The organism is Paenibacillus mesotrionivorans (genome assembly GCF_046098205.1).
Classification (GTDB): Bacteria; Bacillota; Bacilli; order Paenibacillales; family NBRC-103111; genus Paenibacillus_AR; species Paenibacillus_AR mesotrionivorans.
The window spans coordinates 17,361-37,492 of sequence record NZ_JBJURJ010000006.1 but is presented as its reverse complement, the minus strand read 5'-3'; the positions used below and the strand labels follow the sequence as shown (position 1 = coordinate 37,492).

The following is a 20,132-nucleotide window of genomic DNA, read 5'->3' as shown; positions in this document are numbered from 1 at the left end:
TGGAGGGTACTTTTGAGGGAGCCCCCAATTGGATAAGGAGGTTTTTGACCCATGAGCGGAAAATTGCAGTTTGATTTCAGCAAAGCACTGGGCTTTATCGGCAAGCATGAGGTGGACAACCTGGCAGGCGCCATCAAGGCCGCCCACGATGATCTTCATAACGGAACAGGTGCAGGCTCGGATTATCTGGGCTGGATCGATCTTCCGGTAAATTATGACCGGGCGGAGTTTGACCGGATCAAGAAGGCAGCGGAAAAAATCCAGTCGGATTCGGACGCGCTGGTTGTTATCGGCATCGGCGGTTCCTACCTGGGAGCCCGGGCGGCTATCGAAATGCTGACCCATTCCTTCTATAATATTCTTCCGAAGGACAAGCGCAAAACCCCCGAGATTTATTTCGTCGGCAATAATATCAGTTCTACATATACCTCCCATCTGCTGCAGCTTTTGGATGGCAAGGACATCTCCGTGAACGTCATCTCCAAGTCCGGCACCACTACGGAGCCGGCTATCGCCTTCCGGATTTTCCGGGAGCTCCTGGAGCGCAAGTACGGCAAGGAAGGCGCCCAAAAGCGGATCTATGCCACCACTGACAAGGCCCGCGGCGCCTTGAAGAAGCTGGCCTCCGAGGAAGGCTACGAAACCTTCGTGATTCCGGACGATGTGGGCGGACGTTACTCCGTATTGACCCCTGTTGGCCTCTTGCCCATCGCCGTAGCCGGCGTAGATATCGATGCTATGATGCAGGGTGCGGCGGATGCCAGAACCGATTACTCCAGCCCGTCCGTAGCAGAAAATGAAGCCTACCAATACGCGGCTGTGCGCAACGCCTTGTACCGCAAGGGCAAAACCACCGAAATCCTGGTGAACTACGAGCCTTCTCTGCACTTTGTGTCCGAGTGGTGGAAGCAGCTCTTCGGCGAAAGCGAAGGCAAGGACAACAAGGGGATTTACCCATCCTCCGTCGACTTCTCTACAGACCTGCACTCCATGGGCCAATTCATCCAGGAGGGCAACCGCAACCTGTTCGAAACGGTCATTCAGGTGGCTGAAGTGCCGTACCATCTGACCATCGGAACCGATCCGACAGATCTGGACGGACTGAATTTCCTGAGCGGCAAAACCATGGATTTCGTCAACAAAAAGGCGTTCCTGGGTACGCTTCTGGCCCACAGCGACGGCGGCGTGCCGAATCTGGTGGTGACCCTGCCGGATATGTCCCCGTACACCTTCGGCTATATGGTCTATTTCTTCGAGAAGGCTTGCGGCGTGAGCGGATACCTCTCCGGCGTGAATCCGTTTGACCAGCCGGGTGTGGAAGCGTACAAGAAGAATATGTTTGCACTCCTGGGCAAACCTGGCTTCGAGCAGGAAAAGGAAGAGCTGGAGAAGCGCCTGTAATTAAAAAAACAGTTCATATGACTTGAAAAGTGAATAAATATGCATTTCGGTCCCCTTTTCGAAAGAGAAGGGGGCTGTTTATATATTGAAGGCATGTCAGATTACATAACCGGAAGTATGGCGATAAACGGAAATAATCAGCCTTACGGGAAAATATTTACTGACAAACGGCCAATAAGTCAGGTAATATAACGTTAAAGCCTCCTGGTGGAATACATTTGTCCACTGTGTTGCGTATTTATCCCATGAATTGTTTGAGATATGTCACAATTAATTGATTGAATAGTTATAGAAATCTGATTACTTCTATGCTAGAATGCTTTAAAGCGACTCTATACGAAGGTGGATTGCTGCTGCATGCTATCGCAATACAAAACAGTCAGCCAATGGGGCTCCGCTGAGATTGTCATTAAGAAGTCCCGTTTTATCGGGCAGGCCCAACCGGTGGAATCCGAGGAGGAGGCCATCGCTTTTATTGAAGCCGTGAAGAAGGAGCACTGGAATGCTACCCATAATTGCTCGGCCTATATGGTGGGGGAGCGTGACCAGATCCAGAAGGCATCCGATGACGGCGAACCCAGCGGTACGGCAGGCAAGCCTATCCTGGAGGTTATCCGGCAGCAGGGGCTGAAGAATGTGGTCGTAGTGGTGACCCGTTATTTTGGAGGAATTCTGCTGGGCGCAGGCGGTCTGATCCGGGCGTATACGGACGGGGCGGTGACGGGTATCACTGCTGCGGGACCTGTCACCAAGAAGCTGCATCAGGATATTTTCGTATCCATTGATTATACCTGGCTGGGCAAGGTGGAGAACGAGCTCCGCAACCGCGGTACGCTATTGGGGGAAACCCAGTTTACCGATAAGGTAACCCTCATGTGCAGACCGCTTTCGGAGGAAGCGGACCCCTTCGTTTTGTGGATGACGGATTTGACCCAGGGTCAGGCGGAGATCCGGAAGGGTGAAGCGTCTTACATCGATCATCAAGATATATAAAAACATAGAAGATCGAGAAGAAAGCAGGTGGAGAGAGCATGTGTGCAAGAAGAATAGTGGATCAGGAATTGAGCAGAGACAGGATTTTAGAGGAGGCCCGGGTGCTGTTTGTAACCAGGGGGTATGACACGCTGACCATGCGCAGTATTGCCAAAGCCCTTGGTTACAGCCATGGCGCGTTGTATTACCATTTCCGGGATAAAGCCGAGCTCTTCTATGCGCTGGTAGTGGAGGATTTCAACTACCTGCTGTCCCGCCAGAAGGAAATGCTGGACCGGGCCGAGTCCTGCGGCATCGAGAACCTGAAGGAGATTATGCTGGAATTTGTCCGCTTCGGCATGGAGAACCCCCATCATTATGAAATCATGTTCTCCGTCCGGGACGGGGAGCTGCGGAAGTATTCGCGGACCAAGCAGGCCCAATGTATGGAGATGTTCGCCACGGTGGTGAGAGGTGTATTCGCCAACGGCGAGCTGACTCCGGGCCAGCTGTATTCCATGCCCTGGATACTGTTTATGTCTCTGCACGGGTTTATCTCCTACAGCATTCATTATTACCAGTCGTACGAGGAAGTGGAGAGCCTGGCGATGGAGCATGTGGAATTCCTGTGCCGGAACATAGCCGCCGGATAAGCGCATAGGCGCGTTTTCCTGCTTTAGCGATTTAACGGGTTTAAACGTTGTAGTGTTGCTCTGTCAAAGACATTTTCCCGTTTCTGTGCATACGGGAGAAACAAAACGGCGCCTCGCATGGGATTCACGCGGGGCGCTTGTTTTGTTTGTGGAAGGCCTGGGCGGGAATGCCGGAGGAGTGCTACAGAAAAATCAGGAGCGCTAAGAGTAGAGCTTGAGGGTGAGTTGCTGGTTAGACCAGATCGCACCGCACCCTGCGTCCCGCAATCGAGTACCGGACTCCGCCCTCCAGCATCCCGCGTCCCAGACTCCGCACCTCGCACCCTGTAACTCCGCACCCTGTACTTCGCACCCTGAGTCAGCAGCCCGCACACACCGCACCCTGGACTCCAGCATTCGCAACCCAGGCTCCAGTATCCCGCACACCGCACCCTGCGTCCGCAGTCCGGACTCCAGTATCCCGCACACAGCAGCCTGCACTCCAACATCCCGCACTCCAGTATCCGCAACCCGGACTCCAGTATCCGCAACCCGGACTCCAGTATCCGCAACCCGGACTCCAGTATCCCGAGCGAACTGAGTTCCAGTTAGCGGTGGGTGTAACGGAACTCAGCGCCTGTTAGAGCTAAATTTATGGTTGTTGGCAAATGTAACGGAACTGAGCGACTCTTAGAAGGGTTTCTGTGGGAGTTTTGCGCCGATTTTGGTCCCTAAGGGTCGCTGAGTTCCGTTAGAATCCGAAACAGGGGCAAAACCGCCTGTAAGGGCTTCTGAGTTCCGTTAGCGCGGGGCCGGTGGTTCAGGAGGTAGTGTGCCTCGAGCGGGATAGGCGGGCGGCTGTTACTTGGTGCGCCCGGTGAACGGTTTCATGGACATACATTGAGCGGTTTCATGGTTGCGCCAAGCGAGCGGTTTCTTTGTGTGCCCAACGGACCTGAATCGGTCATACGGCGTTGCACCAACGGATTCGGGAGCGGCAGCTGCCGCTTAGGCACGTTCATCCGCCGCAACCCGTTCACCCTGCTGCTTCGTTTACTGCTGCACCAGTTCCCGCCAGGCGGGCGGGACGTAGGCGCAGGCGGGATCGCTGCCCATATAATCGCCGGTGGCGGTGTAGGCCCGCGCCCGGGAACCGCCGCACATACGGCTGTAGTCACAGACGCCGCATTTGCCCGTATACAGCTCCGGCGAGCGGATGGAGGTGAATACCGGGTGGGTCCGGTATACGTCGGACAGTTTCTCCTCCCGCACATTGCCGCAGACGAGAGGGAGGAAGCCGCTGGGCGAAATCTCCCCGGTATGGGAGATGAAGACGAAGCCGCTGCCATCGGTCACGCCACGGGGAGCGCGCATGGCGGCTTTGCCGTCGCCGGCTCCGAAGGGGCTGCTGCTGCGATGAGCATGTGGATGCCCTCCAGGCTGTCCGCCCATGCCGTGCGGATGCCCGGCGGGCTGGCCGCCTGCCGCAGCAAAGGGATGTTTGCCGGTGGTGGTGGCCAGCTCCGGCACCCCCAGCATCCGCCCGGCCACCTCGCCGGGCGCTTGCCCTGCCGCCTTGGCCCGCTGGTCCAGGACCCGGCGGTAGAAAGGAGCGGCGGTGGTTTTGACGCCGAAGGGCACCCGTTCGCCCAGCTCCGCCAGCCAATGTAGAATCTCCTCGCCCTCTTCCGGCGAGATCATGTCGTCATCCTTGCCTCTGCCCGTGGGCACCAGGAAGAACACGCTCCACATGACTACACCCATCTCCGTCAGCAGATTGGCGATATGGGGCAGGTCATGTTTGTTATGTACACAAACGGTCGTATTGATTTGCAGAGGCATACCCAGCTCCCGCAGATATTTCAGGGAGCGCATAGTCAGATCGAAGGAGCCGGAGGTGCCCCGGAACCGGTCATGGATGGCGGCGTTGGAGCCGTCCAGACTGAAGGCCCAGCGGTCCAGTCCGATCTCCGCCGCCTTCTTCATGGAGTCGATCGTCACCCGTGGGGTGGCGCTGGGGGTCATGGATACCCGCAGCCCGATGCTTTTGCCATAGGCGGCCAGCTCGAACAAGTCCCCCCGGATCAGGGGATCGCCCCCGGTAAATACGAAGATCGGCGAATCCATACTCTGGATTTCGTCCAGCAGGCGTTTGCCCTCCTCGGTGGACAGCTCATCCGGATGGCGGCGGTGCTGTGCCTCAGCCCGGCAATGGACACAATGAAGGGCGCAGGCCCGGGTTATTTCCCACACAACAATAAATGGATTACGGTTAAAATCCACAGGCATCATACCCGTTATCCCCCTTGGTTAATGCTGCATAAACATCCTTTACCAGTCTTACCATATCAAATCCGAAATCATTCTATTATGATAATAATCACAGAGTTTGTCCGGGTCATTCGTTTACAATTTAGACAATATTGCCATCGGCATAGTTTGGAACAATCTAGGGAACACAAGTAGGATGAATGAAAGGGGAGACAGCCATGTTAGCCGTTTCACATCTCCTTGCGGACGTGGAATCCTACGGCGACCAGCTCCGGTATTCGGAGGGATCGCGGGGCCACCGGACGGGCACCCATTCGGGAGCGGGCCCTGTTGTCGTATGGAGCGTAACCCGTTCCTGCAACTTGAAATGTATGCACTGTTATGCCAATTCCGAGAATAAAAAGTACGAGGGTGAGCTGGATACCCAAGAAGCGCTCCGGCTGATCGACGAGATGGCGGAGATGAAGGTTCCCGTCATCCTGTTTTCCGGCGGGGAGCCGTTGGCGCGTCCGGATATTTTCCAGCTGGCGGAATATGCCATCGGCAAGGGCATCCGCATTACTTTTTCGACCAATGGCACCTTGATTGATGAAACCGCTGCCCGCCGGATCAAGGAGCTGGGTGTGGGATATGTGGGCATCAGCCTGGATGGCATCGGTGAGGTTCATGATTATTTCCGGAACCGGACCGGAGCCTTCGAGCTGGCGATGCGGGGAGTGCGCAATTGCATCAGCCAAGGCCAAAAGGTGGGTCTGCGCTTCACCATGAACCGCCATAACATTGCCCAACTGCCGCTGATCTTCGAGCTCATGGAGAAGGAGGGTATCCAGCGGGCCTGCTTCTACCACATGGTATATACCGGCCGGGGTTCACTCTCCGACGATATCTCCCACGAGGAAACCCGGGCGGCGCTGGATTATATCTTCGAGAAGGCCCGGGACTTCAACCGCCGCGGCCTGCCAAAAGAGCTTCTGACCGTGGACAACCATGCCGATGCAGTTTACCTGTATATGAAGGCGCTGGAGCTCAACGAGGAGCGTGCCGCGGATATTCTGCGCAAGCTGCGCATGAACGGCGGCAACCGGACAGGCATCGCCATCTGCAACATCGACCATCTGGGCAATGTCCATCCCGACCAGTTTACGCCGGATGTGACCTTCGGGAATGTGAAGCAGGAGCCTTTCCGGGATATCTGGTTCGGCTCCCATCCGGTGCTGACAGGGCTCCGTGACCGGAAGCCCCTGCTATCCGGGCGCTGCGGCAGCTGCCGGTATCTGGATATCTGCAACGGAAACTTCCGTTCCCGCTCCTTGGCCGTGCACGGAGACCTGTGGGCGGATGATCCGGCCTGCTTCCTCAGTGACGAGGAGATCAGGCAGGAGCAGGCCGTCCGATAAGAAAACTCGGGCGCAATTCCCTTGCGGCATATTTGCGGAGGGACAGATATACACTATAGGGATCTCAAACAAGCACCGGGAGAGCGGAATAGCCTCTTCCGGTGTTTTTTGCACACAGGCATGATACAATGAGAATTAAAACAATTCCCCTTCCGAAAAAAATCGCAAAGGACGGTAGACCATGGACGTGTCCCGCAATAACGAGGAATCCATCGCCCATATGATTGAGGCTATCAAAACCAAGCTGCGGGTAGCCAGCGGCGCGGCCATCCGGCCGGAGTTTTTTGACGAGAGCAAATATGAGGATCTGCAGGATATCTACGAGCTGGTTTCCGGCAAGGAGCGGTTCAGCGTAAGCGAAATTGACGCCATCGTCTCTGAGCTTGGCAAGCTGCGCAAGCCGCAGGCGTAATACAAGGAGGCAACGGACAGATGGATACGATGTTCAAATTAGGGCGCAAGGTGACCTTTCCCAAGGAATGGCTGGATATGAAGCTGGGCGTCCATGATGAGGAGTATTACGACGAGGAACGGTTTATTGTCATCGGCCAGCAGCGGTATGCGCTCCGGGGCCGTTCCCGTACGGAGGAGGGTTCCTGGGATTACAATGAAGTGTTCGAGGTGACCCGCGACCAGGTGACGGCGTATCATATCACCACGGATTACCAGGATTTGATGGCGAAGGACCTGGAGGAGCGCAAGGCCCGGGGAGAATACATCGAGAAGGAAGACAAGCCTCAGGAATAAAGAGCTTTATACTAAGTTAAACAGAAGGACCGGAGGATGTACGCCATCCCTGCCGGTCCTTTTTTTCGTCCTGTTACACCTGCTCCGAGCGTTTGTAGAAGGCCTTGGGCACCTTGGTTGCAAAACGCAAGGCCTCTCCCGTTATCGGATGGGTGAAGGCGATGGATTGGGCGTGCAGGCCCAGTCGTCCCAGGGGATTTTGGCGGGAGCCATACTTCTTGTCTCCGGCAATAGGGTGCCCCAGATCCTCCATATGAACGCGGATCTGGTTCTTCCGTCCGGTCTCGAGCTCCAACTCCAGGAGGCTGTATTCCGCATTCTGCTGAAGCAGCTTATAGCGGGTTACCGCTTTTTGGCCGTCGTTGGGGTGGGGGCTGGAGTACATTTTCAAAGTTTTGCTCTCCTTAAGCCAGGAGGTGATGACTCCTTCCGGCTGCCGCACCTTGCCTTCCACCAGCGCCACATAGATACGGGCTTCCACAGCGTCCTGCCAGTTAGCCTGCAGGGTTTCCTTGGCCTTCTCCGTTTTGGCGAAGATCATGACCCCGGAGGTATCCCGGTCCAGCCGGTGGACCACAAAAATCCGGTTGCGCGGATTGGCGCGCCGGACATAATCCGTCAGCATGGCGTAGGCGGTGAACTGCTGCTCCTTGTCGGAGGCGATGGAGAGAAGTCCCGCTTCCTTTTCCACCACCAGGAGATGGTCGTCCTCAAACAGGATAGACACTCCCTGAAGAATCTCCTCCTCGAAGGATTTGGTCCAGGAAACCGTGACCTTCTGCCCTGGTGAAAGCGGATGGTTGTGCTTGGTGGTGCGTTTGCCCCCTACATAGACCTGGCCTCTGGCGAGTATGGCTTTCACATGATTTCTTCCTTTGCCCGGCATGCTGCGGATCAGGAAGGGGAGCAATTCTTCTTGCTCCGTGGCGGTGAAGACCGTTTCATTGGACTTGCTCAAGACAATCCCTCATTTTCTATAAAAATGCTCGAATTCTGATAGCGCCGAAATGTATAAAACAGACTCCGTATGGGCATTTTACCATATACGGCATAAGTGTTCATCATCCGTTGATGTTTGCAGTGTACCATGGAAACGGGTTGAAGACCAAATCATGCCTTAAAGGAGGCGAATGCCATGTTATTGTACCGCATGACCAAGCTGGTGGAGGACCATTCCCGTCTGAAGCAGGATTTTACCGATCCCTTCGGAGAGTTAATGGAAATGGCCAGAGCACGGGAGCAAATGGAGCTGTCCCTGCGTGGAGTGGCGGAGGAGGACTGCTCGGATTGGGGCAGACACGCTACCTATTGAGCGGAGCATGTATACACCGCGGTTATCCTGCCGGAGATTTTACTCAAACCAGATTTATTTTGGCGCCAAAAAAGGCTGTCCATCGGTAGAAATCCTGTAGTCTGTGAGGATTTCCGTACCGGAGGACAGCCTTTTTTCGGATTAGAGTGCGTTTGCGCCCTAGTCGAACAAACCGGGGACAGACAGATACCGTTCACCGGAGTCGGGCAGCAGGACGACGATGGTCTTTCCCCTGGATTCCGGACGGGCAGCCACAACGGCAGCCGCCCACACCGCGGCCCCGGAGGAAATGCCCACCAAGAGCCCCTCGCGCCGCCCCATCTCCCGTGTGGTTTCGTAGGCGTCCACGGACTTGACGGCGATAATCTCGTCGTAGACGCTCCGGTTCAGCACCTTGGGGATAAAGCCTGCACCAATGCCCTGAATCCGGTTGGGACCTGGCCGGCCCCCTGACAGAACGGGGGAGTCCTGGGGCTCCACGGCAATGATGCGGATGGCGGGATTTTTCTTTTTCAGCGTTTCGCCTACTCCGGTGATGGTGCCGCCTGAGCCCACCCCCGCCACAAAAATATCCACCTTGCCGTCCGTGTCCGCCCAAATCTCCTCTGCCGTGGTGCTGCGGTGGGCCTCCGGATTGGCCGGATTATCGAATTGCTGAAGGATCACAGAGCCGGGGATGGCTTCCGCCAGATCCTTGGCCCGGCGGATTGCGCCGCCCATACTCTCCGCACCCGGAGTGAGCACCAGCTCCGCCCCCAAGGCCTGGAGCAGGTTCTGCCGCTCCACGCTCATGGTCTCCGGCATGGTCAGAATCAGCCGGTAGCCCTTGGCTGCGGCAACGAAGGCCAGCGCGATGCCCGTATTGCCGCTGGTGGGTTCAATGATGGTGCCGCAGGGATGAAGCACACCCCGATTCTCCGCATCCTGGATCATGGCGTAGCCGATCCGGTCCTTGACGCTGCCCGCGGGATTGAAGTATTCCAGCTTAGCCAGGAGCCGGGTATTATGAAGGCCGCGGCTTTCCGCATATTTTCCCAGCTTCAGAAGCGGGGTATTACCGATCAGGTCCGTCAGGCATTCCGCAATTCGTTCCATAGCGACCTCCTGCATTCTATTATAAATCCGATTAGTTTACTGTGTTTATTTTACTTTTTTTGAGGGTTTCTGTCAATCGGGTGAAAAGTCCGGGGGTGTTTAGTAGGACGGACTTTGCTTTTGGTGGCAGTCTCTATGTATGATAGAAGCATCTTATACGAATAGAGGCTTGATTCCCATGAAGGTGGTTCTCGCCGCCCTGAACGCCAAGTACATCCACACCTCCCTGGCTCTTCGCTATCTGAAGGCCTACAGCCAACGGGAGTTTGATATTGAAATTGCCGAATACACCATCAAGGACCCGGTGATGCAGGTGGTAACCGACCTGTATCTGAAAAGCCCCGAGGTGCTGGGCTTTTCCTGCTATATTTGGAACATTGAAGAGACGATTAAGATTATCGCCGCGCTGAAGCAGCTGAAGCCCGGGCTGACCATCGTGCTGGGTGGGCCGGAGGTTTCTTATGATACGGAATATTGGCTCCGGCGCATTCCGCAGGCGGATTTTATCGTGATGGGCGAAGGAGAGGAGACCTTCCACCACCTGTTGACGGAGATCCGCGGAGAGAAGCGGTGGCATGAGGTGCTTGGGGCCGCTTACCGGCAGGGGGAGAAGCTTGTGGTGAACCCGCCCCGGCAGAAGCTGGTGCTGGATACGATTCCCACACCGCACCGTTTTGCGGAGGATGTGCCTGCATTGCCCAACCGGGTGGTGTATTTCGAAACCAGCCGGGGCTGTCCCTTCAACTGTCAGTTCTGCCTGTCCAGCGCGGAGGTGGGGGTGCGGTATTTCGATCTGGACCGGACCAAGCGGGATCTGGAATACCTGGTGGATTCCGGGGCTAAGCTGGTGAAGTTCGTGGACCGGACCTTCAACATCAAGCGGGACTATGCCATGGATATCTTCGGCCATCTGATCAAAAACCACGGCGGCTGCACCTTCCAGTTCGAGATTACGGCGGATATTATGCGGCCGGAGGTGCTGGATTTCCTGGCGGGGAATGCGCCGAAGGGGCTTTTCCGCTTCGAGGTGGGCGTCCAGTCCACCAATGAGGAGGCCAACCGGCTGGTGGAGCGGCGGCAGAATTTCGAGAAGCTGGCGCGGACGGTGAACAAGGTGAAGGAGATTGCCGCCATCGACCAGCATCTGGACCTGATTGCGGGGCTGCCGGGGGAGGATTACGCCTCGTTCCGCAAAACCTTCAACGATGTGTTCGCCCTGCGGCCGGAGGAGCTGCAGCTGGGTTTCCTGAAGCTTCTGCGGGGGACCGGCCTGCGCCGGGATGCTGCGAAATACGGGTACGTGTTTATGGAGGACGCGCCGTACGAGATGCTGTGCAATGATGTGCTGTCCTTCGACGATGTAATCCGCATTAAGCGGGTGGAGGATGTGCTGGAGAAATACTGGAATGCCCACAGGCTGGACAGGACGGCGGAATATCTGATCCGCCATGAGTTTCCATCGGCCTTCGACTTCTTCCAGGAGTTCGGGGACTATTGGGAGAAGCGGGGCTGGTCGCGGATCGGCCATCAGCTGGAGGATCTGTTCAGCCGACTCCAGGCGTTTCTTGCGGAGCGGGGAATTGCCGGTTATGAGACGGCGCTGGGGCTGATGAAGCTGGATTATTTTCTGAACCACAAGTTCAAACCCCGGAAGATCTGGTGGGATTTCACCCTGGGCAAAAACGGCCAGGCGGAGCTTCTGCGGCTGGTCGCCCGGGAGCCGGGGCTGTTGTCCCCGGAGCTGGCCGGGACGGAATGGAACGAGCGGGAGCTGCACAAGTGGGCGATGGTGGAGGTGCTCCCGTTTGACCTCACTGTCTACGAGGAGAGTGGGGAGCTGGTGCCGGAGGAGACGCTCCTGCTGGTGCTGTACGGCGGCGAAGGCAGCGGGGGCGGCGACGGAGCGGGGGCCCGGTATTATTCAGCGCCGCTCGGGCAGGTGGTGAAGGGCGGCAGCTTGGGTTTGGGGAGCAAATAAGGTATATAAAATGATCACTAAAAAACCCGCCTCTCCCGTAGAAGAGAGGCGGGTTTTGCTGCGCCCTTAAGGCACCAGGCTGCGGAGCATGGTCAGCTGGCCGCTGAAGGCATAATCCCCCAGGGACGCGGGGATCAGGAAGCAGTCGCCCGGCTTCGCCTGCAGCTCGCCGTCTTCCCAGCGCAGTGTGCCGGCTCCGTCGCAGATGATGTGGATGGCGAAGCTGTCTCCCGGGGAGGACAGCGGCCATGTGCCGTCTACCTTGCCCTTTTCCACCACGAAGTACGGGGAGTGAGCGATGTTCAGCCAGGTATGGGCCTCGGGCAGATCCGTGGTCATCCGGGCCGCCCCGGCATTATCATAGGCGATAACATTCAGGGAATCCTCCACATGCAGCTCCCGGGGTTTGCCGTCCAGACCCGGACGGTTGTAATCGTAGAGCCGGTAAGTGGTGTCGGAGTTCTGCTGGATTTCGGCCACCAGCACTCCGGAGCACAAGGCATGGACGGTCCCTGCCGGAATATAGAAGGTATCCCCGGCGGCCACAGGCACCTCGTGAAGGGTATCCATAATCCGGCCTTCCTCGATGGCGGCGGTAACGGATTCCCGGGTTTCCCCGGCCTTCAGGCCGTAGATGATCTTGGCACCCGGTTTGGCGTCCAGCACGTACCACATTTCCGTTTTGCCCAGCTCGCCTGCGGGCAGACGCTCGTATTCGTCGGTAGGATGCACCTGTACAGAGAGGTCATCCTCGCAGTCCAGCAGCTTGATCAGCAGCGGGAAACGGCCGGTTCGTTCGGAAAAACCCTTCTTGCCGAAGAATTCCTTGCCGTAGCGCTCCCGAACCTCGTCTAGTCCTGTTCCGGCCAGCTCGCCGTTCATGACTTTCGTTGTGCCATTGGCATGATCGCCGATGGTCCAGGCTTCACCGATTTTGCCCTCAGGCATTGTATAACCGAAGCGCTCCAGATTCCGGCCGCCCCACACCCGTTCCTTGAACTCGGGTTGAAATTGCAAAGGATAAGGCTTCATAATACCGTTCCCCGCTTTCCGCATAAAAGGTTTTCTTCCATTGTAATCACCGGACCCCATGCCGTAAAGCCTGTCCGCTTAAAAAGCCAGCGTCGTCCGGCCAGGGCCCGTTCCTGCAGAGCCGTCTGTTTTCCCTCACAGCCCGCGTTGGGGCTGCCCGTTAGCTGCGGTCCTTCATTTGGCGGCAGGCTGGCGCTTCTCCACGGCGATGAGATAGGGAGGATGGTTCTGCTGGTTCATGAACCGGTAGCTCATTACCTGGAACTCCCGCTGCGGCAGTGCCTCCGCCCAGGTGTTCACAGCCTCGGCTTCCTCCTCGCCGCCCGGGTGTCCGGAGTAAACCACCACCGTGAGCACCCCGCCGGGCCGCAGAAGCTCCAGGGAGCTGTCCAGAGCCGCCAGTGTAGTGCCGGGCTGGGTGATGACCGTATGCTCGGCCCCCGGAAGATAACCCAGATTAAACATAATCGCAGAAATCCGCCCGTGATGCTCCGCTTCCACATAGTCCTTCATCCGGTCGTGGGAGGCCAAATGCAGTCTCACCCCGGTAAACCGTTCCGAAAGCTCTCCCGAAAGCCTGGCCGCCGTGCTGGCCAAGGCCGTTTCCTGTATATCGAAGGCGTGCACCAGCCCGCCCGACCCTGCCGCTTTGGCCAGAAACAGGGTATCCACCCCGTTCCCCGCCGTGGCGTCGATACAGCAGTCGCCCGGCCCAATCCGCTGCCCGGCCAGCTCCTGGGCCAGACTCAATACCGATATAAATCCCATTGCTCCTTATCCTCCTGTCCAAAGCTTGCCCTGCCAGGTATCCCGCCGTCTGAGCTCCTCGTCGAAGGCGTTCAGAACCTCCCATTTTTTGAGGCTCCACATGGGGCCGACCAACAGATCTCGGGGCGCATCCCCGGTGAGGCGGTGGACAATCATCTCCGGCGGCAGCCGCTCCAGCGTATCCACCACAAGCTCCACGTATTCGTCCTTCTCCAGAAAACGAAGCAGCCCTTCCTCATACTGGCGGACCATGGGGGTTTTTTTGAGCAGATGCAATAGATGGATCTTAACCCCCTGCACATCCATGTGGGCCACAGCCTCGCCGGTAGCCAGCATCATGTCCCGGTCCTCGCCGGGCAGGCCGTATATGATATGGGCGCAGGTGCGGATACCCCGCTTGCGCAGCTCCTCCAAGGAATGGTAGTAGGTGTCGGTGTCGTGGGCCCGGTTAATCAGCCGAGAGGTGCTTTCGTGAATGGTCTGCAGCCCCATTTCCACCCAGAGATAGGTCCTGCTGTTCAGCTCCTCCAGATAGTCCAGCACATCCGGCGGCAGGCAGTCCGGACGGGTTGCAATGGATAGGCCCACAACACCCGGCTGCTCCAGAATCACCTCATAATACTCCCGCAGCTCCTCCACCGGCGCATACGTATTGGTGTAGGCCTGGAAGTAGCCGATATATTGAGCTTCGGGCCACTTCAGATGCTGGCGGTCCCGCACCGTATTGAATTGGGTCACCAGATCGTCCCGGCGTCTCCCTGCAAAGTCTCCCGACCCCCGCGCGCTGCAGAAGGTGCAGCCTCCTGTGGCAATGGTGCCGTCCCGGTTGGGGCAGGTGAAGCCGGCGTCCAGCATCACCTTGAAGACCTTGGCGCCGAATTGGCGCCTCATTTCGAAATTCCATGTATGAAACCGCTTGTCCTCCCACAAAAGGGGTGTTTGACGCGGCGGGACAGCTTGATTGCCGTTCATTGTATTCCTCCTTGCTTGAGCATCTTTTTTATTGTAGTGGATGACGGCGCCGAAAGCGAATGGTAAACGGGATACCGGGTATTCTAAGGGAGAAGCCATTGGAAATAAATCGCGGAAATTTCGGATTTCGGCTTGAAAAACCTAACACGATGTGTTATATTAAAAGTGAGCAAAATAAAGGATTTTTGCCACCCAAACCTTAACTCCAAGTCCCTTTTTCTACAATATTTAATTGGAAATTACAAAGGAGGCGCATGAGGAATGACGACACATGTTCTGGTTCCCCAAGGTGAGGAGCGGATTACGGTAGAGCTGACAGTGAAGGAAGCGATGGCCCTGTCCGGTTTCCGGTTCAATCAGAATTCCGGCCAGCTGGCTGATGCACGCCGCAAGGTCAGAAGTGCCCTGGACAGCCAAGTGATGAAAGAGAGCGATATACCTCTGCTTTATGAGGAGCTGACCCACTGACATACTGATGTCGGTGTTCGGATAGAGGAATCCGCCGGATGAGGCTGGATTCCTCTTTTTTGCATTTCTCCGCAATAATCGCCGGGAAGGATTTTAATGCTTTGCATTTTCAATGGTGATCGACTATTCTTGAAGATAAGCTATTCGTCACTATTTGGAGGAATAAGAGAATGCGTTTGCGTGGCAGAAAAGGGATCCGCGAGTCGCTGGAGCGGCAGCCGGATCTTGTTGTGCTGGATGGAAAAAGTTTAAAGGGCCGGTGGGCCGAGTATTTTGGCAACACGAATCCCATCCATGTTGAATTTGGCATGGGCAAGGGCCGGTTTATCAGTGAGCAGTCCGTGCGGAATCCCGATATCAATTATATCGGTGTGGATATGTATGACGAGCTGCTGCGGCGGGCTGCCGATAAGGCGCGGCTGGCCCATGGTGGACTGTCCGAAAATGAGTCCATCCCCAATCTGGCTCTGGCTTTATGTAATCTGGAATATGTGCTCGATATGTTCGAGACCGGGGAGCTGGAGCGGATTTATTTGAATTTCAGCGATCCTTGGCCGAAGAAGCGCCATGCCAGGAGAAGATTGACCCACCATGAGTTTTTGCGCAAGTACATGCTGATTTTGAATGACCGCGGAGAGATCCACTTCAAAACGGATTCCATGTCGCTGTTCGAGTTTTCGCTGAACTCCTTCGCGGATATGGGCTTGCGGATGCGCAACATCACCCTGAACCTGCATGCGGATGGGCTGCGCGACGATCTGGTGCCCACGGAATACGAGCTGAAGTTTGTGGACCGGGGTATGCCCATTTACCGGTGTGAGGTGCTGGTGGGCAAGCTCGCTCTGGAGGAGCATGTGGAACGGCTCATGGAGCCCCAGTAACCGAGCAAAACAAAACCTCTACGAAACGGAAATGCCGGACGATGTCCGTCATTTTCTTTTTTTGGGGCCCAAAGGGGAGGGCAGGCGGGAACGTTACTCCCCCCTCTTCCGAAATGCAAAAGTGCATCTATTTAGTGGACAAACCTTCGTTTTTACAGTCTATCCTGCAAAAGTGCAGTTATTTTCGTCAGATGGGAGCAAAATGTACCCCTCGGTGGAAAATAGATGTACGTTTACATTTGGGGTACAGGGATAGGCGGAATCCCAGCAGAATAGATGCACTTTTGCAGGATAAGGAAAGAAGGGCGCCCGCCCTCCCACCATCCAGCCTCCGGCAGGGACCGGGGATTGGGCGGGTGAATCTTAAGCTTTCCTTAAACGAGCGCAGAGCGGCTTTTATTAAAGCCGCTCTCTTGGTACTATATTGAAGAAGCCGTTAAATCAGGAAGCCGGTCAGGATGGCGGATACGGTGCCGATGATGGCCCCCGCCGCGCAGTCTGAGGGATAATGCAGGCCCAGGTACATACGGGATACGGCGACGAACAGCGCCAGAGGCAGGAGCATCAGCCCCAGCAGAGGCGACGCAAGCACGAACGGAATAATGACGGCGAAGATGGCGGTTGTATGTCCCGACGGAAATGAATGGTCTGTCAGCGGTTTTTTGCATATATTGATATGGGGCAGGACAAGGTATGGGCGCAGCCGGGGATATTTCTTCTTCATAATATGGACGGGAACATGGCTTAAGGTAAGGGCCAGGAAGCTCTGCATGGCCACCTCATTCCAGGGGCTGGGTCCGAATATGGACATCCCCAGGGTGAACAGGATGGTCAGAGTTGCGCCTCCCATGTGGGTGATCCGGTTCATCAGCCAATCGGTAAGAACATGCTGTCTTTTGTTCACCCAACGGAACATCTCGACTTCCCTGTACTGCAGCCAGGTGACTACACGGCTCATGGCTTCCGCCTCCTCTATTTATGATCCCGCCCTCATGCAATCGCGGAGATGTTCAACCCCGGCAATTGCGGGTATAGGTTGTATATTACCTTTATAATCGTACTTTTTTTATGTTAAACGCAGATCAACGCACAGAACGGAAAATGTAAAATTTACTTGCGTTTGACGATATCCGAATAATCCGGGTCTATAATGAATGTAAGCATGATCTCTAAAGGGGGAATATTCGTGAAAGTGGCATTGTTTACCGATACGTTCCTGCCCGATGTCAATGGAGTCGCCCGGACTCTTGGCCGCTGGGTGGATTATCTGGAGAGCCACGGAGCGACCTGCCGTGTGTTTGCACCCCAGAGCGACGGCGAGGCCGGATCGGACTACAACAGCTTGCTGGTGGAACGTTTCTACAGTGTGCCGTTCCTGTTGTACCCGGAGTGCAAGCTGGCCATCCCTAACCCCATCAGCATCAAAAAGACGCTTCAGGAGTTCAAGCCGGACATTATCCATTGCGCCACACCGTTCAATCTTGGCCTGTACGGGCTGCATTACGCCAAGAAGCACAAAATCCCGGTAGTGGCTTCCTACCATACTCATTTTGACCAGTACCTGCAGTATTACAAGATCCAATGGGTGGAGGGTATGCTCTGGCGGTATCTGGGCTGGTTCCACCAGACCTGCCGCAAAATTTACGTTCCTTCCCGGTCCACGCTTCATTATTTAATGGACAGGGGCTTCTCCAATTTGGAGGTGTGGAGCCGCGGCGTGGATGTGGCCCGCTTCCATCCGGAGGTGGACCGCGAGGCGGTGCTGCGTAAGGCAGGCGCAAATCCCGACAAATTGTCTCTTTTATATGTAGGACGTTTGGCCCCTGAGAAAAGTGTCGATGTGCTGCTGGAGGCATATGACCAGCTGCCGGAGGAGCTGAAGTCGCAGACGGAGCTGATTCTTGCCGGCGACGGACCTTTATACAAGGAGCTCACCGAATCCTATATGGATCGGACGGACATCCACTTCCTCGGATTTACCGAAGGAACGGCGCTGACGGACTTGTATGCGGCAGCGGATCTGTTCGTATTTCCCTCCGCCACGGAAACCTTCGGGAATGTGGTGCTGGAGGCTATGGCATCAGGCACAACGGTGATCGGCGCGGCTGCAGGAGGCGTCCAGGATACCGTCAGACATATGGAGACCGGATGGCTATGCCAGCCGGGAGACGCGGGGGCTTTTGCGGAAGCCATCGCCACACTTTTGGAGAACGACACCCTCCGCAGCACAATGGCCCAGTCAGGGCGGGCCTACAGTGAGCTTCAAACCTGGGATTCTATCTTCTCCCGTTTGCTGGACAGTTATCGACAAGTGGTGCCCGAACTGGGCGAATTGTCGAACCATGAGCTGGCAGCGGCTAAATAATGCGAAAGGCCCTAATTCCGGTGGAAGCACCGGAAGGGCCTCCGCATGCCCGGCGGAACCCTCAAGTTCCTAAAACAGTGGATGAAACCCCCTGCTGCTGGGTGATAATGAGAAGGACAAGATCTGGGCCTGTGGACCGGGGGTCAACTCCGCCAGAGGACAGCGAAGGTCAAGATACACCGTAAGATCGCGTTTGGATGCGCAGGACGGAGGAATTTCCCGGTTGTATTCCCTTTATTGGCCGTAAACCGCCTTAAGGAGGCGGTTTGGGGCTTTTGACAAACGGGGGTAAAGAGAGGAAAATCAGTATCGGCTTTCGAATCCAACGGAAAAGTTTTCAAAACACAAAGATTGGTTTAGAGAGAGAATGAAGAAAGGGAAGTAGTAAAAAAAGGGGGCTTACCATGCTGGACCATATTGTTTTGGCTTTGCAGCTGATATTAGCTTTAATCGGCGCGTATCAGCTTGTGCTTACGTTTTTTGGATGGGTGCGTAAAAATAACAAAAAAAGCTTCGAGCCGCAAAAGTCGTTTGCCATTCTGGTTGCCGCCCATAACGAGGGCCAGGTGGTCGGAGCGCTGCTGGAGAATTTGAAGAGGTTGAATTACCCCAAAGAGCTGTATGATGTGATGGTCATCTGTGACAACTGCACCGACAATACCGCCGATATTGCCAGAAGCCACGGCGTTTATGCTTTCGAACGTTTTAATCCCAACCTCCGCGGCAAGGGATACGCCATCGAATGGATGCTCAAGGAGCTGTGGAAGCTTCCCCGCACCTATGACGGCATCGTGATGTTTGATGCGGACAACCTGGTGGAGCAGGATTTCCTGATCCACATGAATAACGACCTTTGTGCCGGCCACCGTGTGGTCCAAGCTTATCTGGATACCAAGAATCCGCATGATTCCTGGATTACCTCCTCGTATGCCATTTCGTACTGGTACTGCAACCGTCTGTGGCAGCTGCCCCGCACCAATCTGGGGCTGGCCAATTATCTGGGCGGCACCGGCATGTGCTTTGAGACCACCCTGCTGAAGGAAATGGGCTGGGGCGCCACCAGTCTGGTGGAGGATTTGGAATTTACCATGCGCTGCGTCAAGAGGGGCATCAAGCCGTATTTCGACTATGATGCCAAGGTATACGACGAGAAGCCGTTGTCCTTTAATGCATCGGCCCGCCAACGGCTGCGCTGGATGCAGGGACACTTCGATGTGGCCCGTCGCTACTTCTTCCCCCTCGTATGGCAGGGGCTGAAGGAAGGCAACTGGGCTAAGGTGGACACCGCCGTTTATGCCTTGAACGTCTACAACCTGTTCCTGAGCGGCATCATCACCATCATGCTGTATGCCGACCAGCTCCGGCCAGAGCCGTACTTCACCTCTCTGTTCGAAAATGCGCCCTGGTTCTTCGGCGTACTGTACCTGCTGAATGTCCTGGTGTTCCCGCTGGCTCTGTATATGGAGCGGGCGCCGAAGAAGATCTGGAAGTCGCTCATCCTGTTCCCGGTGTTCCTGGTATCGTGGTACCCGGTAACCTTCTACGCCTTCTTCACCCAGAACAACAAACAATGGAGCCACACCCAGCATACCCGGGTGCTCCGGCTGGAGGAAGTACAGAGCAAGCAGGCCAGCTAAGGGCTTTAGATCCCGTGTTTGCAGATAGTTAAATTTGGTTTGACTTGACTGAGTTTCTATGTTAGACTGTTTGAGTGCTATTAAGAAGAAGCGCCCGCTTCTCACCTGACCGACAGAGCGTTGGCTGGTTCTAGTCACTTAAGTGAACGCTTAGCAGTGTTGCTTATGACGCGAGATCAGGATGTGGGCGGTTAGTGCCTGCAT

19 protein-coding genes and 1 other annotated feature (1 of these 20 only partly in view) are annotated in these 20,132 nt (G+C 55.8%); of the genes, 12 read left to right on the top strand and 7 right to left on the bottom strand.

What is annotated here, in order from left to right:
- The first annotated feature begins 51 nt into the window (after nucleotides 1–51).
- From ACI1P1_RS10145 to ACI1P1_RS10135, 3 genes are all read left to right on the top strand, one after another.
- On the top strand, nucleotides 52–1,401 hold the full coding sequence (locus ACI1P1_RS10145; protein ID WP_416216270.1) for a glucose-6-phosphate isomerase: 1,350 nt from the start codon (nucleotides 52–54) through the stop codon (nucleotides 1,399–1,401).
- Nucleotides 1,402–1,758: 357 nt separating this feature from the next.
- Nucleotides 1,759–2,394, top strand: a complete 636-nt coding sequence (locus ACI1P1_RS10140; RefSeq protein WP_416216269.1) for a YigZ family protein — start codon at nucleotides 1,759–1,761, stop codon at nucleotides 2,392–2,394.
- Between the two features lie 38 nt (nucleotides 2,395–2,432).
- The gene (locus ACI1P1_RS10135; RefSeq protein ID WP_416216268.1) at nucleotides 2,433–3,026 is read left to right on the top strand and encodes a TetR/AcrR family transcriptional regulator; all 594 of its coding nucleotides are present in this window, start codon (nucleotides 2,433–2,435) and stop codon (nucleotides 3,024–3,026) included.
- Between the two features lie 1,032 nt (nucleotides 3,027–4,058).
- On the opposite strand, the gene ACI1P1_RS10130 is transcribed toward ACI1P1_RS10135, so the two are convergent.
- A complete protein-coding gene (locus tag ACI1P1_RS10130; protein WP_416216267.1) occupies nucleotides 4,059–5,297 on the bottom strand; it encodes a radical SAM protein in 1,239 nt (412 codons plus the stop codon).
- Nucleotides 5,298–5,494: 197 nt separating this feature from the next.
- On the opposite strand from ACI1P1_RS10130, the gene ACI1P1_RS10125 reads away from it, so the two are divergent.
- The 3 genes from ACI1P1_RS10125 to ACI1P1_RS10115 all read left to right on the top strand — a co-directional run bounded on the left by ACI1P1_RS10125 (nucleotide 5,495) and on the right by ACI1P1_RS10115 (nucleotide 7,420).
- Nucleotides 5,495–6,673 (top strand): radical SAM protein, encoded by a 1,179-nt coding sequence (locus ACI1P1_RS10125; RefSeq protein ID WP_416216266.1) that lies wholly within the window; start codon nucleotides 5,495–5,497, stop codon nucleotides 6,671–6,673.
- Between the two features lie 181 nt (nucleotides 6,674–6,854).
- The gene (locus ACI1P1_RS10120) at nucleotides 6,855–7,085 is read left to right on the top strand and encodes a DUF1128 domain-containing protein (RefSeq protein WP_416216265.1); all 231 of its coding nucleotides are present in this window, start codon (nucleotides 6,855–6,857) and stop codon (nucleotides 7,083–7,085) included.
- 20 nt (nucleotides 7,086–7,105) lie between these two features.
- Nucleotides 7,106–7,420 carry a hypothetical protein gene (locus tag ACI1P1_RS10115; protein WP_416216264.1) on the top strand — a complete coding sequence of 105 codons (315 nt, stop codon included), beginning with the start codon at nucleotides 7,106–7,108 and terminating at the stop codon, nucleotides 7,418–7,420.
- A gap of 73 nt (nucleotides 7,421–7,493) precedes the next feature.
- Here the strand turns inward: ACI1P1_RS10115 and ACI1P1_RS10110 are convergent, their stop codons facing one another.
- Nucleotides 7,494–8,378: an RluA family pseudouridine synthase gene (locus ACI1P1_RS10110; RefSeq protein ID WP_416216263.1), complete on the bottom strand. Its 885-nt coding sequence runs from the start codon at nucleotides 8,376–8,378 to the stop codon at nucleotides 7,494–7,496.
- Nucleotides 8,379–8,555: 177 nt separating this feature from the next.
- On the opposite strand from ACI1P1_RS10110, the gene ACI1P1_RS10105 reads away from it, so the two are divergent.
- Entirely contained in the window at nucleotides 8,556–8,732 is a 177-nt protein-coding gene (locus ACI1P1_RS10105) for a hypothetical protein (RefSeq protein WP_416216262.1), read from the top strand.
- Nucleotides 8,733–8,891: 159 nt separating this feature from the next.
- Here the strand turns inward: ACI1P1_RS10105 and cysK are convergent, their stop codons facing one another.
- Entirely contained in the window at nucleotides 8,892–9,827 is a 936-nt protein-coding gene (gene cysK, locus ACI1P1_RS10100; protein ID WP_416216261.1) for a cysteine synthase A, read from the bottom strand.
- Between the two features lie 178 nt (nucleotides 9,828–10,005).
- Here cysK and ACI1P1_RS10095 point away from each other — a divergent pair, with 178 nt between their 5' ends.
- A complete protein-coding gene (locus ACI1P1_RS10095; RefSeq protein ID WP_416216554.1) occupies nucleotides 10,006–11,805 on the top strand; it encodes a B12-binding domain-containing radical SAM protein in 1,800 nt (599 codons plus the stop codon).
- Between the two features lie 66 nt (nucleotides 11,806–11,871).
- Here the strand turns inward: ACI1P1_RS10095 and ACI1P1_RS10090 are convergent, their stop codons facing one another.
- The 3 genes from ACI1P1_RS10090 to mnmL form a co-directional block, all read right to left on the bottom strand.
- A complete protein-coding gene (locus ACI1P1_RS10090) occupies nucleotides 11,872–12,837 on the bottom strand; it encodes a type I phosphomannose isomerase catalytic subunit (protein WP_416216260.1) in 966 nt (321 codons plus the stop codon).
- Between the two features lie 174 nt (nucleotides 12,838–13,011).
- Nucleotides 13,012–13,605 carry a tRNA 5-(aminomethyl)-2-thiouridylate-methyltransferase MnmM gene (gene mnmM / locus ACI1P1_RS10085; protein ID WP_416216259.1) on the bottom strand — a complete coding sequence of 198 codons (594 nt, stop codon included), beginning with the start codon at nucleotides 13,603–13,605 and terminating at the stop codon, nucleotides 13,012–13,014.
- Between the two features lie 6 nt (nucleotides 13,606–13,611).
- A complete protein-coding gene (gene mnmL, locus ACI1P1_RS10080) occupies nucleotides 13,612–14,577 on the bottom strand; it encodes a tRNA modification radical SAM protein MnmL/YtqA (RefSeq protein ID WP_416216258.1) in 966 nt (321 codons plus the stop codon).
- A gap of 261 nt (nucleotides 14,578–14,838) precedes the next feature.
- On the opposite strand from mnmL, the gene ACI1P1_RS10075 reads away from it, so the two are divergent.
- Together ACI1P1_RS10075 and trmB are read left to right on the top strand one after the other, a co-directional pair.
- Nucleotides 14,839–15,045: a hypothetical protein gene (locus tag ACI1P1_RS10075; protein ID WP_416216257.1), complete on the top strand. Its 207-nt coding sequence runs from the start codon at nucleotides 14,839–14,841 to the stop codon at nucleotides 15,043–15,045.
- A gap of 170 nt (nucleotides 15,046–15,215) precedes the next feature.
- Entirely contained in the window at nucleotides 15,216–15,926 is a 711-nt protein-coding gene (trmB, locus tag ACI1P1_RS10070; protein WP_416216256.1) for a tRNA (guanosine(46)-N7)-methyltransferase TrmB, read from the top strand.
- Nucleotides 15,927–16,362: 436 nt separating this feature from the next.
- Here trmB and ACI1P1_RS10065 read toward each other — a convergent pair whose 3' ends face one another.
- Nucleotides 16,363–16,884 (bottom strand): phosphatase PAP2 family protein, encoded by a 522-nt coding sequence (locus ACI1P1_RS10065; protein ID WP_416216255.1) that lies wholly within the window; start codon nucleotides 16,882–16,884, stop codon nucleotides 16,363–16,365.
- A 228-nt stretch (nucleotides 16,885–17,112) separates the two neighbouring features.
- Here ACI1P1_RS10065 and ACI1P1_RS10060 point away from each other — a divergent pair, with 228 nt between their 5' ends.
- Entirely contained in the window at nucleotides 17,113–18,291 is a 1,179-nt protein-coding gene (locus ACI1P1_RS10060) for a glycosyltransferase family 4 protein (RefSeq protein WP_416216254.1), read from the top strand.
- A 404-nt stretch (nucleotides 18,292–18,695) separates the two neighbouring features.
- Nucleotides 18,696–19,928: a glycosyltransferase family 2 protein gene (locus ACI1P1_RS10055; protein WP_416216253.1), complete on the top strand. Its 1,233-nt coding sequence runs from the start codon at nucleotides 18,696–18,698 to the stop codon at nucleotides 19,926–19,928.
- A 76-nt stretch (nucleotides 19,929–20,004) separates the two neighbouring features.
- Nucleotides 20,005–20,132: a sequence feature (ribosomal protein L20 leader region), on the top strand (it continues 14 nt past the right edge of the window).

Coding starts and splice junctions, on each gene's coding strand:
- ACI1P1_RS10145 (WP_416216270.1), top strand. CDS start 52: ATGAGCGGAAAATTGCAGTTTGATTTCAGCAAAGCACTGGGCTTTATC.
- ACI1P1_RS10140 (WP_416216269.1), top strand. CDS start 1,759: ATGCTATCGCAATACAAAACAGTCAGCCAATGGGGCTCCGCTGAGATT.
- ACI1P1_RS10135 (WP_416216268.1), top strand. CDS start 2,433: ATGTGTGCAAGAAGAATAGTGGATCAGGAATTGAGCAGAGACAGGATT.
- ACI1P1_RS10130 (WP_416216267.1), bottom strand. CDS start 5,297: ATGATGCCTGTGGATTTTAACCGTAATCCATTTATTGTTGTGTGGGAA.
- ACI1P1_RS10125 (WP_416216266.1), top strand. CDS start 5,495: ATGTTAGCCGTTTCACATCTCCTTGCGGACGTGGAATCCTACGGCGAC.
- ACI1P1_RS10120 (WP_416216265.1), top strand. CDS start 6,855: ATGGACGTGTCCCGCAATAACGAGGAATCCATCGCCCATATGATTGAG.
- ACI1P1_RS10115 (WP_416216264.1), top strand. CDS start 7,106: ATGGATACGATGTTCAAATTAGGGCGCAAGGTGACCTTTCCCAAGGAA.
- ACI1P1_RS10105 (WP_416216262.1), top strand. CDS start 8,556: ATGTTATTGTACCGCATGACCAAGCTGGTGGAGGACCATTCCCGTCTG.
- cysK (WP_416216261.1), bottom strand. CDS start 9,827: ATGGAACGAATTGCGGAATGCCTGACGGACCTGATCGGTAATACCCCG.
- ACI1P1_RS10095 (WP_416216554.1), top strand. CDS start 10,006: ATGAAGGTGGTTCTCGCCGCCCTGAACGCCAAGTACATCCACACCTCC.
- ACI1P1_RS10090 (WP_416216260.1), bottom strand. CDS start 12,837: ATGAAGCCTTATCCTTTGCAATTTCAACCCGAGTTCAAGGAACGGGTG.
- mnmM (WP_416216259.1), bottom strand. CDS start 13,605: ATGGGATTTATATCGGTATTGAGTCTGGCCCAGGAGCTGGCCGGGCAG.
- mnmL (WP_416216258.1), bottom strand. CDS start 14,577: ATGAACGGCAATCAAGCTGTCCCGCCGCGTCAAACACCCCTTTTGTGG.
- ACI1P1_RS10075 (WP_416216257.1), top strand. CDS start 14,839: ATGACGACACATGTTCTGGTTCCCCAAGGTGAGGAGCGGATTACGGTA.
- trmB (WP_416216256.1), top strand. CDS start 15,216: ATGCGTTTGCGTGGCAGAAAAGGGATCCGCGAGTCGCTGGAGCGGCAG.
- ACI1P1_RS10065 (WP_416216255.1), bottom strand. CDS start 16,884: ATGAGCCGTGTAGTCACCTGGCTGCAGTACAGGGAAGTCGAGATGTTC.
- ACI1P1_RS10055 (WP_416216253.1), top strand. CDS start 18,696: ATGCTGGACCATATTGTTTTGGCTTTGCAGCTGATATTAGCTTTAATC.